This window comes from Macrococcus equipercicus, assembly GCF_004359525.2.
In the GTDB taxonomy this organism is placed as follows: Bacteria; Bacillota; Bacilli; order Staphylococcales; family Staphylococcaceae; genus Macrococcus; species Macrococcus equipercicus.
Genome location: NZ_SCWC02000001.1, coordinates 454,175 through 469,531, shown reverse-complemented (window position 1 = coordinate 469,531; position 15,357 = coordinate 454,175). Strand labels below are relative to the sequence as shown.

At 48.2% G+C, this 15,357-nt stretch carries 12 protein-coding genes; 1 reads left to right on the top strand and 11 read right to left on the bottom strand.

Features of this window, described 5'->3' with window-relative positions:
- Window positions 1-4: 4 nt before the first annotated feature.
- The 8 genes from rlmN to gmk all read right to left on the bottom strand — a co-directional run bounded on the left by rlmN (window position 5) and on the right by gmk (window position 8,574).
- Window positions 5-1,096 (bottom strand): dual-specificity RNA methyltransferase RlmN, encoded by a 1,092-nt coding sequence (gene rlmN, locus ERX35_RS02370; protein WP_425463244.1) that lies wholly within the window; start codon window positions 1,094-1,096, stop codon window positions 5-7.
- On the bottom strand, window positions 1,096-2,403 hold the full coding sequence (gene rsmB / locus ERX35_RS02365) for a 16S rRNA (cytosine(967)-C(5))-methyltransferase RsmB (RefSeq protein ID WP_149458296.1): 1,308 nt from the start codon (window positions 2,401-2,403) through the stop codon (window positions 1,096-1,098). The genes rlmN and rsmB overlap by 1 nt, the downstream gene beginning before the upstream one ends.
- Window positions 2,393-3,325: a methionyl-tRNA formyltransferase gene (fmt, locus tag ERX35_RS02360; protein WP_149458295.1), complete on the bottom strand. Its 933-nt coding sequence runs from the start codon at window positions 3,323-3,325 to the stop codon at window positions 2,393-2,395. The genes rsmB and fmt overlap by 11 nt, the downstream gene beginning before the upstream one ends.
- Complete coding sequence (def, locus tag ERX35_RS02355) at window positions 3,294-3,806, bottom strand: peptide deformylase (RefSeq protein WP_149458294.1); 513 nt, start codon at window positions 3,804-3,806, stop codon at window positions 3,294-3,296. The genes fmt and def overlap by 32 nt, the downstream gene beginning before the upstream one ends.
- A 187-nt stretch (window positions 3,807-3,993) precedes the next feature.
- Window positions 3,994-6,369 (bottom strand): primosomal protein N', encoded by a 2,376-nt coding sequence (gene priA / locus ERX35_RS02350; protein ID WP_149458293.1) that lies wholly within the window; start codon window positions 6,367-6,369, stop codon window positions 3,994-3,996.
- Window positions 6,359-7,555 (bottom strand): bifunctional phosphopantothenoylcysteine decarboxylase/phosphopantothenate--cysteine ligase CoaBC, encoded by a 1,197-nt coding sequence (gene coaBC, locus ERX35_RS02345; protein ID WP_149458292.1) that lies wholly within the window; start codon window positions 7,553-7,555, stop codon window positions 6,359-6,361. The genes priA and coaBC overlap by 11 nt, the downstream gene beginning before the upstream one ends.
- Before the next feature lie 198 nt (window positions 7,556-7,753).
- Entirely contained in the window at window positions 7,754-7,951 is a 198-nt protein-coding gene (rpoZ, locus tag ERX35_RS02340; RefSeq protein WP_149458291.1) for a DNA-directed RNA polymerase subunit omega, read from the bottom strand.
- Complete coding sequence (gene gmk, locus ERX35_RS02335; RefSeq protein WP_149458290.1) at window positions 7,951-8,574, bottom strand: guanylate kinase; 624 nt, start codon at window positions 8,572-8,574, stop codon at window positions 7,951-7,953. The genes rpoZ and gmk overlap by 1 nt, the downstream gene beginning before the upstream one ends.
- 149 nt (window positions 8,575-8,723) lie before the next feature.
- Here gmk and ERX35_RS02330 point away from each other — a divergent pair, with 149 nt between their 5' ends.
- Window positions 8,724-10,391: an Rqc2 family fibronectin-binding protein gene (locus ERX35_RS02330; RefSeq protein WP_149458289.1), complete on the top strand. Its 1,668-nt coding sequence runs from the start codon at window positions 8,724-8,726 to the stop codon at window positions 10,389-10,391.
- Window positions 10,392-10,429: 38 nt separating this feature from the next.
- On the opposite strand, the gene ERX35_RS02325 is transcribed toward ERX35_RS02330, so the two are convergent.
- The 3 genes from ERX35_RS02325 to glgD are packed head-to-tail and all read right to left on the bottom strand — an operon-like array spanning window position 10,430 to window position 15,356.
- Entirely contained in the window at window positions 10,430-12,823 is a 2,394-nt protein-coding gene (locus ERX35_RS02325) for a glycogen/starch/alpha-glucan phosphorylase (protein ID WP_149458288.1), read from the bottom strand.
- A 12-nt stretch (window positions 12,824-12,835) separates the two neighbouring features.
- Entirely contained in the window at window positions 12,836-14,236 is a 1,401-nt protein-coding gene (locus ERX35_RS02320) for a glycogen synthase (protein WP_149458287.1), read from the bottom strand.
- 16 nt (window positions 14,237-14,252) lie between these two features.
- Window positions 14,253-15,356: a glucose-1-phosphate adenylyltransferase subunit GlgD gene (glgD, locus tag ERX35_RS02315; protein ID WP_149458286.1), complete on the bottom strand. Its 1,104-nt coding sequence runs from the start codon at window positions 15,354-15,356 to the stop codon at window positions 14,253-14,255.
- Window position 15,357: the final 1 nt, after the last annotated feature.

Below are 15,357 nucleotides of genomic sequence, written 5' to 3'. Positions count from 1 at the left end.
TATGCTACCTCGTTTCTTCCTGTCTTTCTTTAGCTCTCAGCTGCCCACATGCAGCGTCTATATCAGAACCATGTTCCCGTCTAATTGTAGCATTAATCCCATGTCTTTTTAATTCTTTTTCGAACTTGAAGATGTCTTCTTTCGATGTACGGACGTAATCGCGTTCCGGCACATGGTTCACTGGAATCAGATTGACGTGGCAGTTTAAGTGCTTGATTAATTTCGCCAGTTCCCGAGCGTGGTGCACTTGATCATTGACACCGCCAAACAGACCGTATTCGAAAGTGACACGGCGCCCTGTCTTCTCAGTGTAATATTCAATTGCCGGCATTAATTTATCCAGATTATAAGCCCGGTTGATCGGCATTAAGCGTGAACGGACATCATTATCTGCGGCATGAAGGCTCAGCGCAAAGTTGATCTGCAGGTCTTCATCAGCAAAGTCATAAATACGAGGGACGACGCCGGACGTTGAGACGGTGATATGACGTGCACCGATATTCAGTCCATCATTATGATTGATGATTTTCAGGAAATCCATCATCTCGTCATAGTTTTCAAACGGTTCACCGATACCCATGATGACGACATGGCTCACACGTTCTTCTGTTAAATCAAGCGCCTGCTGCACGTTCAGCACTTGAGCGACGATTTCACCCGCTTCCAGATTTCGTTTCAAGCCGCCGAGCGTACTGGCACAGAACGTACAGCCGATGCGGCAGCCGACCTGTGTCGTCACGCAGACAGAGTTCCCGTAGTCGTGACGCATCAACACTGTTTCAATCGTATAACCGTCCTGCAGCTCATAGAGAAACTTGATGGTGCCGTCTTTACTTTCCTGTTTGACGACAGTCTTCAAGGTGGTAATAGAGAACTGCTCCTCCAGCAGCTGACGAAGCTCCTTTGATAAGTTGCTCATCTCTTCAAATGAAGTGATGCGTTTAACATATAACCAGTCGAATATCTGCTTCGCCCGGAATCCCTGCTGCTTGTTATCAGCGAGCCACTCTTTTAATTCATGTAATTGTAATGAATAGATTGAGGGCTTGTCGAAGTTCGGCATGAATTTATTTCTCTTCTTTTCTAATAATGCCATTATGACACGTCCTTTCTTCTGAGTTTCGCAATGAAGAATCCATCCGCATTAAAATCATGCGGCAGAATCTGCAATGTTTTATGTGTTTCATCACCAAGCACAATCGGCTCAATGGCAAAGTCTTTGTTCTGTTTAATGAATGAGTAGACTACGTTCTCATTTTCCATCTGTTCAATCGTACAAGTTGAATAAATGAGCAGTCCACCGGGTTTCACACTTGCTGCGGCATTCGCTAAAATATCAAGCTGCAGCGGCCAGAGCTGGTCGATATCTTTCTGAGATTTCTCGTATTTAATCTCCGGCTTGCGCTTTGCGACGCCGAGTCCGCTGCACGGTGCATCGACCAGCACTTTATCATACTGTCTGTCAAACGGCGCACGGGCATCGTGCAGACCGACCTCCACATTCGTCAGCCGCAGCTTGCGCAGATTGAAGTCAATCAGTTCGAGCTTATGCTCATGAATGTCGAAGGCATCAATGTGACCCGTGTTATTCAGGCGCTCCGCCATATGACACGTCTTGCCGCCCGGTGCACTGCATGTATCAAGGATGGTCTCACCCGGCTGCGGATCCATAATATGCGCCACAAGCATGGATGACGCGTCCTGAATGCTGACCAGACCATCTTTGAAGAGCCGTGTCTGCACGATCGGCGGCCCTTCGATGAACAGACATTCCGGTACAATCGTTGACTGCTTCACTGTATAGCCCTCTGCTTCCAGCCGGTTCACTGCAGCTTCCACTGTCAGTCGAGTCGTATTGACACGGATGCTTGTATCCGGACGTTCCAGCAGATTGTCACAGATTTTCTTTGTCACTTCCAGCCCAAAATGCGTCTTCCAGTGCTTGACGAGCCAGAGCGGTGTACTTGTTTCAACACTGATTCTTTTCAGTTCATCTTTAATCTCGCTGAACTCCCGGAGCGGTGTCCGCTGGAAGTTACGGAGAATCGCATTTACTGCATTAGCACCGGCAACAGAGCCGCGGCGCTTTGTGATTTCGACTGCTTCATTGATGATGGCGTGGTCCGGTATTTTAGTCAAGTAGACCGCCTGATAGACGCTCATCATCAACAGGCGGCGCATCCACCCTTTAATGTTCGTCTTGATGAACGGCTCTAAATAGAATTCGAGTGTGAGCTTATGCTGCAGTGTCCCGTAGACGATTTCTGTCAACAGCGCACGGTCCTGCACTTCAACGTCTCCTGACTTGATAGCCTCATTGATCAGCAGATTGCTGTATCCGCCTTCTGTCAGTACTTTATCCAGTATGTTCAGTGCAGTCAGTCTTACATTATTATCCTTCATTGAATACCGTCCCCGTTAAGTCTTTCTGCTGGCCGGCTGCAAAGCTTGCAGCAGTCATCCGTTTCTTACCGGCCGGCTGGATTTCTTTCAGCAGCACGGCTCCATCTGCCGTCGCTACTGTAATACCCTCTTTATCTGTGCTGATGATCGTACCGGGTGCACCACTGCCGTCAGTAAGTTCGGCCTGCCAGAGCTTCATCGGTCTGCCGTCAAAGTTCGCGTAACCGACCGGCCATGGCGACAGCCCTCTGATCTGGTTATGAACAGCGCGTGACGGCCGGTTGAAATCCACGTACTCGTCCGCCCGCGAAATATTAGAAGCAAATGTGACCTGCGACTCATCCTGCGGCGTCCGTGTGTTCGTCCCGTTAATAATAGAAGGAAGTGTCTCCAGCAGCAGCTCAACACCTAACTGCGACAGCTTGTCATGGACAGTGCCGACTGTATCATTCAGTTCAATAGGAAGCGCACGCTGTGTGATCACATCCCCGGCATCCAGCTGCTTCACCATATACATGATGGAGACGCCGGTCTCCTGCTCACCGTTAATGACTGAGTAGTGAATCGGCGCACCGCCGCGGTATTTCGGCAGCAGGCTCGCATGGACATTAATACAGCCTAATGCCGGCGCGTTGAGCAGCCGCTCAGGTAACAGCTGGCCGTAAGCCGCAGTGACAATCAAATCCGGCTGAAGCGCAATAATCGCGTCCAGTTCTTCTGAACCGGAAAGCTTTACCGGCTGATAGACCGGAATGCCCAGCTGCTGTGCCGTCACTTTGACCGGTGGAGGGGTCATTATTTTTTTGCGGCCGACTGGTTTGTCAGGCTGTGTCACTACTGCTGTTACGTTATAATCATGCGCTAAGCGCTCAAGTATCGGGCTCGAGAAATCAGGCGTCCCCATGAATATGATCTTCGTCATCGCTATACATCTCCTCCAGTTCTTCCAGACTGATCTGTCTGATCATCTTTTCTGTAAACAGCTTGCCGTATAAATGGTCGACTTCGTGCTGGATAGCCCGCGCGACATCATCAAATGCCGTCATTTCAATGGGTCTTCCTGACAAGTCCTGGCCCTTCAGTTCAATCTTCACGCTGCGCGCCACTTCACCGAATATATCCGGCAGGCTGAGACATCCTTCGATATCTACTGCTGTCTCCGTCGAATAGTGGGTGATCACAGGATTGATTAACTGCAGTATCCCGTCTTCCTCCATATCTACAAGCGCGACTTTTAGGTCGACGCCGATCTGCGGTGCTGCTATCCCGACACCGTCCGCCTCAAACATCGTATCTTCAAGGTCCATGAGCAGCTCACGCAGTGAGTGATCGAATTTTGTTACGTCCTTCACTTCTCTATGCAGCAATGGACTGCTGCCTTCGATTAATGGTCTTATCGCCATCGTTATTCCCCGTTTCTTCTCGTTCTTCTTTATCTGATACAATCATAATAGTATAAATGATGTAGACTGTGAATAGCAAGGCATTGAGCAGAATAAAAGCTGCCGGCAGTCACGCGAGCAGCTCTTTTGAATTCTTATAATGCTTGATATATTAGCACAAAAAGTGTACTTTGTCACTTAAGCAAACTTACATCATCGTCTGTGGATTGATGTCGATGCTTAACGAAAATTTATCTTTTACAAACTGCTCATAATAATAATCATCAAGGTAAGTGAGTGCCTTTAACAGCTCTGGTTCAGCCTTGAACTTGATGATGATCTGGAATCTGTACTGGTTATTGATCCGTCCGATAGCACACGGCGCCGGACCGAGAACAAAGCTGCCCGGTGTTAAATGCTGCAGCAGCACATCATGGATATGTCTGCTTTCAAGCAGCACCCGCTTCATCTCGCTGTGGCTGAACACAAGATTGACTAAATAGAAGTACGGCGGATATTTGCCGACTTTCCTGAACTGCATCTCCTGGGTGTAGAAGCCGGAGAAATCATTGTTTTTCGCATGCTCGATCGCATAATGGTCGGGGTTATAAGTCTGGATGATCACATGCCCTTCCTTCTCCGCACGGCCTGCGCGGCCCGCGACCTGTGTCAGCAGCTGATACGTGCGCTCAGCAGACCTGAAGTCCGGCAGATTAAGCATTGTATCTGCATTCAGCACACCGACCAGTGTAATATTCGGGAAATCAAGCCCTTTCGCGATCATCTGTGTGCCGAGCAGAATATTCGCTTCCCCGTTTTTAAACTGAGTGAGCAGCCGTTCATGTGCCCCCTTGCGGGACGTCGTATCATTATCCATCCGGATGACTTTCGCCCCGTCGAAGTGCTGATAGATCAATTCCTCGACTTTCTGTGTGCCGACACCCATCTCACGAATGTGGTCACTGTCACAGTTCGGACATGTCAGCACTTTCGGTTCCTTGTAACCGCAGTAATGACATTTTAAGTCATCGGTCACTTTATGGTAAGTCAAACTGATATCGCAGTTCGGACATTGCGGCACATAGCCGCAGTCGCGGCACAGCATAAACTGCGCATGTCCTCTACGATTTAAGAACAGCACAATCTGCTCACCCTTTTGTATGCGGTCATTGATTGCTGCAGTCAATGTCTCGGAAAACATCGAGCGGTTGCCTGCTGCGAGTTCATCGCGCATGTTGATGACCTCGACTGACGGCACCGGGAACTGGTTCGCCCGTTCCTTGATCGTCAGCAGTGTATACACACCTTTTTCAGCGCGCGCATAGCTTTCTAATGATGGTGTTGCACTGCCAAGAATGACCGGGCAATGATTGTACGCTGCACGCCACTGGGCGATGTCTCGCGCATGGTAACGCGGATAATCCGCCTGCTTGTAGCTCGCTTCGTGCTCTTCGTCGATAATGATGAGTCCAAGGTTCGTGAACGGCGCAAAGATGCTTGAGCGGGCGCCGACAGAGACGCGCGCTTCCCCGCTTCTGATTTTCCGCCATTCATCATAACGTTCTCCTGCGCTCAGTCCCGAATGCAGCACCGCGACCTCATCGCCGAACCGCGCCTTAAACCGCTCAACCATCTGCGGTGTCAGTGCGATTTCAGGCACAAGCATCAGCGCAGTCATGCCTTTATCCAAAACATCAGAGATTGCCTGCAGATAAACTTCCGTCTTGCCGCTGCCGGTTATACCGTGCAGCAGAAACACGTCGTTTCTTTCAGCGTCCACTGCCGCTTTAATGGCATGATAGGCGGCCTCCTGCTCCGGTCTCAGTACTTTTCTGTCATCTGCAAAGAACACCCGGTCTTTGTAAGGGTCTCTTGTCTCTTCAATTTCAATCTTTTTCAGAATTCCTTTACTCACGACACCATTGATGACCGCTGCCGAATAGTCCATCTCCTTCAGTTCCTTCAAAGTGATGGTGCGGCGGTCGGCCACTAATTCAACAAGCGACTTCTGCTTGTCCGTCCTCAGCATGGCAAGCGCCCTATCTATGTCGCCGGATAGCGTGACAGCCTTCTGCATTTTAATGCGCTGCTGCTGGCTGACATCAATATCCTCGATCACCTGGCCGGTTGCAATGAACGGCTCAAGCGTCATCACTTCTTCAAGCGCGCAGTCGCCGATCTTCCGTATCCCCTGTTTGTTGAACAGCTGTTTCACTTCATTCGGGATATCGTCAGCCATCAGCCGGTACACTTTCTGATATTTCCCTTTCACCGCGTTCGGCAGCATGACATCCAGCACCGCAATGCGCTTAGCGATATGCGTCTCCTGCATCCATGCGCTCAGTTCGATGAGTTCGGCATTGAGTTCCGGTGTCACATCCTGTATACAATGGATCGCTTTCAGCGGCTTTGCTGATTCACCTGTCACCAGTTCAATAATGTACCCTTGAATCTTTCTCGGGCCGAACGGTACGACGACACGCATGCCGACAGCGATGACTGCCTCCAGTTCGCCGGGCACCGCATAGTCAAACAGTTTGTCCACTCGTTTTGCATTGACATCCACTACTACTTTAGCGTACATGATCATCCTTCTTTAGCGCTGTTAATATTTCGTGGGCGACATCGAGTTTCGGCATCTTCTCGATGACGCGCGTACTGCCGTCCTTAAAGAACAGCTGAACGGCATTATCAGCCGACTTAAACCCAATGGACGTGTCACCGACATTATTGGCGACAATCACATCAGCATTCTTCTTCTTCAGCTTGTCTTTAGCATACTTCTCGATCTGCTCGGTCTCCGCCGCGAAGCCGACAAGATATTGATGCGTCTTATGTTCGCCTAAATAGTTCAGAATATCAGTCGTCCGCTTGAATGACAGTTCGAGATTCCCTTCCTGTTTCTTCAGCTTACCTTCAAGGCGTGATTCAGGCGTATAATCAGCGACAGCGGCAGCCTTGATGATGATGTCCTGACTGTCCATCCGTGATTTCACTGCTTCAAACATGTCCTCAGCACTCTCCACATTAACGACACGCACGCCTTTTGGCGGTGTCAGTTGAACCGGGCCGCTCACTAAAGTCACATCAGCCCCGCGGGAAGCAGCGGCTTCCGCAAGCGCGTAACCCATGCGGCCGGTCGAATGATTAGTCATATATCTGACCGCATCCAGCCGCTCGATAGTCGGCCCGGCAGTAACCAGCAGACGTCTGCCCGCATAATCCTGAAGATAACGCTGCCCTATGATAAACGCCTCGATCGACTGAATGATTTCAAGCGGTTCAGCCATGCGTCCTTCAGCAATATAGCCGCATGCCAGAAAGCCGCTGTTCGGATCAATGACATGATAGTTCATCTCACGGAGCAGTGCCATGTTGCGCTGCACGGCCTGGTTTCTATACATATTGCTGTTCATGGCCGGGGCGATGAACGTCGGTTTAGTCGATGCGATAAGCGTTGTTGTCACCATATTATCAGCAATGCCGTGTGCCAGCCTGCCGATCGTTGATGCTGTCGCCGGGGCGACGATATTGATGTCCGCCCAGTCCGCAAGATCGATATGTTTAACAACCTCTGGATTCGTCTCATCAAATAAGTCCGTATGCACTTCATGGCGGCTCAACGCTTGAAACGGCAGCGGTGTCACGAATTTCTGTGCTGATTGTGTCATCAGGACTTTGACTTCGTGACCTGCCTGCACGAGTTTGCTCGTTAAATCAATCGCCTTATAGACAGCGATACCACCAGTCACACTCAGTAATATTTTCATTGTTTCCTCCTATAAAAAATCTGACAAACAAGTTTGCCAGATGAACGTTCAGATGATTGTATCCTCTATTATTATAATACGTGATGGACAATGATGCCACATGTTAGAATTCTGTGAATCACCGGCCAAGAGAAAAATAAAACGAAGTGCCGGCAGCACTTCGTTGCTAAAAAGCGTCGCATCAGACGAACGCTTCAACTATTCTTCGATAATGTGGATTTTACCCTGGGCGATCTCTTCCAATGACTGGCCGACCGGTTTGTAGGACGTGTAACGTTCCAGCAAGTTTGAATCAGGATTGTCCTGTAATTCACGGGCGCGTTTTGCTGCCAGTGTAACAACCAAGTATTTTGAATTTACATTCTCTTTAATTTTATCTAATGGTGGGTATAACATTATTTTTTTGCCTCCAATAACATTTTTCTGAATCTCGCTTCAATACGCTCACGCTTTAAATGCTCCGCTTCTACGATAGTCTGGATTTTACGCTTCGCTTCCAGCACTTCATCATTCACGACGACATAGTCATACAGGTTCATCATTTCCACTTCTTTTCTCGCTTCTGAAATTCTGTAGGCGATAACGTCCGCAGATTCTGTGCCGCGTCCGATCAATCGTTCCTCCAGATGCGCAAGTGTCGGCGGTGCCAGGAAGATAAACAATGCTTCAGGAAACTTCCGGCGGACCTGCTTTGCTCCTTCTACTTCAATTTCAAGGAAGACATCTTTACCGGCATCCATCGTATCTCTTACATATTGAACAGGAGTCCCGTAATAATTGCCGACGTACTCAGCATATTCGATGAATTCATCTTCTTCAATGAGTGCTTCAAATGTTTCGCGTGATTTGAAGAAATAATCCACACCATCTGTTTCTCCTATTCTCATCTTGCGGGTAGTCATTGAAATAGAATATTCAAAGTCCGTTGTCGGATCATCGAATATCGCTTTTCGAACTGTACCTTTACCTACACCTGAGGGGCCGGATAAAACAATGAGCAATCCTTTTTCAGTATCCATTGCGACGACCTTTCTACTTAAAAATTCGTTATAACTTAATTTATCATAAATTCCGCCAAAAATACATGTTTCCATAAATTATTCATCTTTAATGTTTCGTCTGATGAATCATGATACACTATAATAATGATAAATGAGGTGAATGAATAATGGCTTTTGATGGATTATTTACAGGAAAGATGATGGCTGAACTAGCCTTTTTAACCGGCGGCCGAATTAACCGGGTGACGCAGCCCGACCACCAGACCATCATTATGACAGTGAGAGCAGACAGAAAGAATCAGCAGTTCCTTATATCCGGGCATCCGAATTTCGCCCGCTTTCAGCTGACGGAGAAGAAATATGCCAATCCGTTCGATCCGCCGATGTTCCTCCGGGTGCTCAGAAAGCATTTAGAAGGCGGCATTATTAGAGCGCTCTCGCAGCAGGGTAATGACCGGATTGTCACGATTGACTTCGATAACACTGATGAGATCGGCGACCCTGTCAAACGCAAACTTATCATCGAACTGATGGGTAAGCACAGCAATGTCATACTGACGGATGCGCAGTTCAAGATTTTAGAGAGCATGAAACATTTGACGCCGAACACCAATGCCGCACGCACCATCATGCCCGGCTTCACATACGAGGAGCCGCCGACCGCGAAAAAACATAATCCGTTTGAGCTCGAGCGCGTTACGCCGCTGCTGACAGGTGAACTGCCGGCACGAAAGCAGCTGCTGAATGCACTCGAAGGATTCAGCCCGCTTGCTGTCGATGAAATGCTGACGCTTGATGACGATATGGATGAAGCGTTCCGCAGCTTTAAAGCGCGTATGGATAACGTCCAGCCGGTCTATTACACACACGGCCCGAAAGAATACTTTTACTTTATGCCGCTTGAGACACTCGGCGAACCCGTCAAGTCGTTCGAGACGTTGTCATTACTGCTTGATGACTATTACAACGAGCGCGGCGAACGCGAACGCATCAAGTCAAAAAGCGTGGATTTAAGCCGTCATATCACGCAGCTGCTGCATAAGGACGAGAAAAAACTCGCCAAACTGGTGAACGAACTGGAAGAAGCGGAACATACAGATGAGATCAAACTCTACGGTGAACTGATCACTGCCAACATGTATCAGCTGAAGCAGGGCTTAAGTGAATTTGCGGCACTGAATTACTATACGAACGAGATGGTCACCATCCCGCTTGACCCGCGGAAGTCTCCTGCTGAAAACGCCCAGTACTACTACAAGCAGTACAACAAAATGAAGACGCGTAAAGGCCATGCGCTGACGCAGATCGAAGAAACGAAACAGGAGATCGCTTATCTTGAGACACTGGAAGCACAGCTTGCCTATATTTCCTATGAAGATATTGAAGGCATCCGTGAAGAACTGCAGGAGCAGGGTCTGATGAAAAAGCGCCAGAAGACGAAGGCTAACAAGAAGCAGACCATTCAGCTGGAACAATACCAGTCTGCAGACGGCACACCGATTCTGGTCGGTAAGAACAACATACAGAATGACTATTTGACCAACAAAGTCGCACGAAAAGACCATACTTGGCTGCATACAAAGGATATTCCGGGCTCACACGTCGTCATCCAGGTGAAAGCACCGTCTGAAGCAACTATCAAAGAGGCAGCCGTTATCGCCAGCTACTTCTCGAAAGCAAGCCAGTCCGCTCAAGTACCGGTTGACTTCACGCTGATCAAACATGTCCATAAACCAAGCGGCGCTAAGCCGGGGTTTGTCACTTACACCGACCAGTCGACCGTCTATGCGACACCTGACAAGGCTCAAGTCGAGCAGATGAGAGTGAAAGATTAAGTGAATCAGACAAAAAAAGAAGCCGGCCGGCTTCTTTTTTATTGGTTGTTGTGTAGCTTCCAAATATCCTGATTGTACTCTTTAATAGTCCGGTCACTTGAGAACCGGCCGGACTGTGCAATATTGACAAGGCTCATCCGCTGCCATGTTTTCTTATCCTGATAAAGCGCTGCGGCACGTTCCTGTGCTTCGACATACGCGGTGAAATCCTCAAGGACGAAGTAAGGATCATTATCTTTCAGCAGATGATAATATAAATCATCAAATGACTTACCGTGGTTAAATGTATCATCGATCAGCTGGTCCATCACTCTTTTGACACGGTCGTCGTTTGTATAGACATCCCGTGCATTGTAGCCGCCGTTATGCTGGTAGCCAATGACGTCATCAGATGACAGCCCGAAAATGATGATGTTATCTCTGCCGACGCGCTCATCAATCTCCACATTCGCCCCGTCCATTGTACCTAACGTCACAGCACCGTTCATCATCATCTTCATATTACCTGTACCTGAAGCCTCCATCGAAGCAGTTGAAATCTGTTCAGAAATGTCCGCCGCCGGTATGATGTCTTCAGCAAGGCTGACATTATAGTTCTCTAAAAACACGACTTTCATCCGGCTGCCGACAGCCGGATCCGCATTGACAGTGTCAGCCACTGCATGAATCAGACGGATGATTTCTTTCGCCCGCTTATAACCCGGTGCGGCCTTGGCACCGAAGATAAACGTTCTCGGCTGCATATTAATCGCCGGATTGTCTTTAATCGTATTGTAGAGATACATCATATGAAACACGTTCAGCAGCTGCCGCTTATACTCATGCAGCCGTTTAATCTGCACATCGAAAATCGAGTTTTCATCGACTGTTATCCCTGTCTGCTCAAAGATAAGGGCTTTCAGACGCTGCTTGTTGCTGAATTTCACTGCATGCAGCTGCTCCAGAAACTCCACATCATCCGTATAATTCATGAGCTGTTCAAGCTGCTCCGGATGTGTGACCCATGTATCACCGATGCGTTCAGTGATCAGCCGGCTGAGTTCAGGATTGGCGTTTTGCAGCCAGCGACGATGCGTGATGCCGTTTGTCTTGTTGTTGAATTTGTCAGGCGTCAAGCGGTAGAAGGCATTGAATGTATAGTTCTTGATGATCTCGCTGTGAAGCGCCGCCACACCATTGACGCTGAAGCTGCCGACGATCGCAAGCCTGCTCATATGAACAAGACCGTCACTGATGATGGCGATCTCTTCTATATCTTCAGTCGGCTTGTCTTCACAGAACCTTCTGTTGATCTCTTCGATAATCATCAGCACGCGTGGATTGAGCTGTCTAATCAGATCATAAGACCACTTTTCAAGTGCCTCCTGCATAATGGTATGGTTGGTGTAGGCAAATGTCTGTGTCGTCACATGCCAGGCCGCATCCCAGTCGAGACCTTCTTCATCCATCAGCACTCTCATCAACTCCGGAATGCCGAGCGTCGGATGAGTGTCGTTGATCTGAATGACATTTTTGTCGTGAAACTGTGTCAGCGGCACTCCGAATGTCTGCTTGAACCGCTTAACAAGCGTCTGGATGGTCGCTGACACAAGGAAGTACTGCTGTTTGAGTCGCAGCAGTTTGCCGTCCTCACTGTTATCATCTGGATACAGCACAGCTGATATTTGATCGATAGCATTCATTTCGTCAAGCCGGCTGTTATATGTCGCGTTCTCGAGATGATCAGCTGCTTCTGCTTTAAAGAGCCTTAAGTTATTGACGACGTCATTACGATAGCCGACAATACTGACATCATAAGGGACTGCTGTCACTTTCTGCGGATTGGTGACAGTGAAGACATAGTTGCCGTCGTCATCAGTGATATAATCGACTGACCCGCCGAAGTTCACTGTCACTGCCTCTTCCGCTCTCCGCGTCTCCCATGGATAAGGTTCTTTCAGCCAGTTGTCCGGCAGCTCAATCTGATGGCCCTCAGCGATATGCTGTTCAAACAAACCGTAGCGGTAACGTATACCAAAGCCATTCCCTGCAAGACCAAGGCTTGCAACGGAATCGAGGAAGCAGGCTGCCAGCCGGCCGAGTCCCCCGTTACCAAGTGCCGCATCCTCTTCTTCATGATAGACAGCTCTCGGACTACGGCCAAGGTCCGTCAGCACTTCGTCACACACCGCTTTAAACCCTGTATTAACTAAGTTGCTTTCAATGAGACGACCGATCAAAAATTCAAGCGATAAATACGACACCTGCCGTTCTTTATTCTGTCTATAGCGCTTCACTGTCTCAAGGCCTGCCTGACGGACTTCATCATTGATAATAGCAGCTATCGCATAAAATAGATCCTTGTCTGTCGCATCGTCTACTGTCGTCATCCGCTGTTTGCGGAGTTTATCTTCAAGAAGATCAAGGAATTCATATTTTGTATATGTTCTCACGATTACCGCCCCTTAATAGATTGCTAAGTATTGTGCTGCAGATTTAGCCCAGCTATTATTGACTTTTGAAATATTTTTGAGCAATAACTTGTAGTTCTCAGGATCACGGTATAGACGCACCGCTTCATTTAACTTGCTTAACAGTTCATGTGCGTTGTAATTGGCAAAGGTAAGACCTGTGCCGATGCCGCTGTAGATGTTATAAGGAATGACCGTATCTTTCAGGCCGCCTGTTTCTCTGACAATCGGTATCGCCTTATACTGCAGCGCGATTAATTGTGACAGACCGCACGGCTCAAAGAGTGACGGCATGATGAAGAAATCACTGGCCGCATAAATTCTGCGGGAGAACCCTTCATCAAAACCGATGGTCACCTGCACTTTCTCCGGATATTTACGCTGCAGCTCATTGAAGTAGGATTCAAATTCATACAGCCCGTTGCCAAGGACGACGATCTGGACATGCTGCTGAACGAACTCTTCCAGAATCGCCATCACAAGGTGCAGTCCTTTTTGTTCCACCATCCGGGTGATGATGGAAAACATCGGTACATCAGCATCAACCGGCAGACCGATTTCCTGCTGCAGCGCCTTTTTGTTCTCGCGTTTTTTCGGCAGGGATGTTTTATAGCTCACCGGGATATTCGGGTCTTTCATCGGGTTGTAGTCGTCCACGTTGATTCCATTGACGATACCGAGGACGTCAGCATTTCTCTGCTGCAGCATCCACTGCAGCCCTTCGCCGTAATAATCCATCTTGATCTCTTCCGCATAGGTCGGTGAGACTGTCGTAATTTTATCAGCGTGGAAAATGCCCGCTTTCATCAAGTTGAGCATGCCGCCCCACTCAAATCCCGCAAAGTGAATGCGGTCAAGATTCAGCAGCTCTTCAAATGCACTGTGCATGAGCCAGCCCTGATATAAAATGTTGTGAATAGTGAATACCGTCCGGATACCCGGCACCGGCTTCTTGATGTTGCAGATGGCGACGGCCGCTGCTGCCTGCCAGTCGTGGCCGTGCAGCACATCCGGCTTGAAATCCCCGCGGTAGATGAATTCGATGACTGCATTCGAGAAATAAATAAATCGTTCGCCGTCATCAATATAGCCGTACAGACTTTCCCTGTTGAAGTAGTATTCATTATCCACAAAGTAGTAGTGAACCCCTTCGTAGACCATTTCATAGATGCCGGTATACTGCTGCCGCCAGCCCACTTCCGTCGTATAGATCATGACTTCTGTCAGCTGTTCGCGGAACGCTTCTTTCAGCTGCTTGTAGAGCGGCAGAATGACGCGGACTTCACATTTTTTAGTCTTGTTTAAATATTGCGGGAGGCTGCCGATGACATCAGCGAGCCCTCCCGATTTGAAAAATGGTGTACATTCAGACGCCACATATAGTATTTTTTTCATGATTGTTTACCTCGTATTAGATGGTCTGTCGTTTTGCAACAACAAATGGTTTATCCGATGAACCAATGAGACGTTGATTATCGCTGACACTGACATCTTTATCAAGAATGACATTTTCGATAATGGCGTTCTCACCAATTCGGCAGTTCGACATAATGATGGAATTTTTGACGACCGCACCTTTTGCGATTTTGACGCCGCGGTAAAGGATGGAATGCTCTACTTCACCTTCAATGAGACAGCCGTTAGCTACGGTTGAATCTTTGACGATGCAGTCATTCAAATATTTAGCAGGCGGCTGATTGGATGTTTTCGTACGAATACGCTGCGCTTGCAGGAAAATATCTTTGTAAACCGTCGGATCAAGGATGGACATGTTGCTGTGATAGAATGCCTTCAATGAATTGACATACATCGTTCTTTCGTGGATATCAAAGAATCTGACGCTGAGCTGATCCAGTCGTTCCTGAATGCCCTGAATAAAGAAGTTATCCTTATAGTTCTGGATGCAGTAATCAACGATTTCAAGCAGCTTATCTTTTTTGATGATATAAGTGCCGGTAAAAATATGCTTATTCTCCTGGTCATGATTCAAAAAGACGACGCGTCCTTCTTCATCATTAATACGCAGGAGCGGCTGGTGCATGTCTTCAAGCGTCTCTCGCTGTTCTGTGATCAGCGTGACATCCGCCCCGGTTTCTTCGTGCTGTCTCAGCGCTTCCTTAAAGTCCGTGTTACAGATGAACTGTGAGCCGGCAATCATGACGTCGGTCGCATTGGAACGGTTGAAGTAATCCCGGTTATTATGGAAATGTCTTAAGTCTCCCCGTGAAATGTCCGTCGGGTCATGCCAGTCAGGCGGCAGCACGAACAAGCGGGAGTTTCGGTCATCAAGCCCGAAGTTATCCCCGTTTTCAAGATGGTCCATCAGCGCACGGTACTTTTGATTGGTAAATATACCGATTTCGTCTGCTCCAGTATTCACCATATTGGAAATGGCGAAGTCGATGATCCGATAACGCCCGGCGAACGGGACACTCGCCCCGTTTCTGAAGTAAGTCAGTTCTTCCAGAAAGTCATGTTCATTCGCTAAGTTGATTAATCCCATTAAAGAACGCATA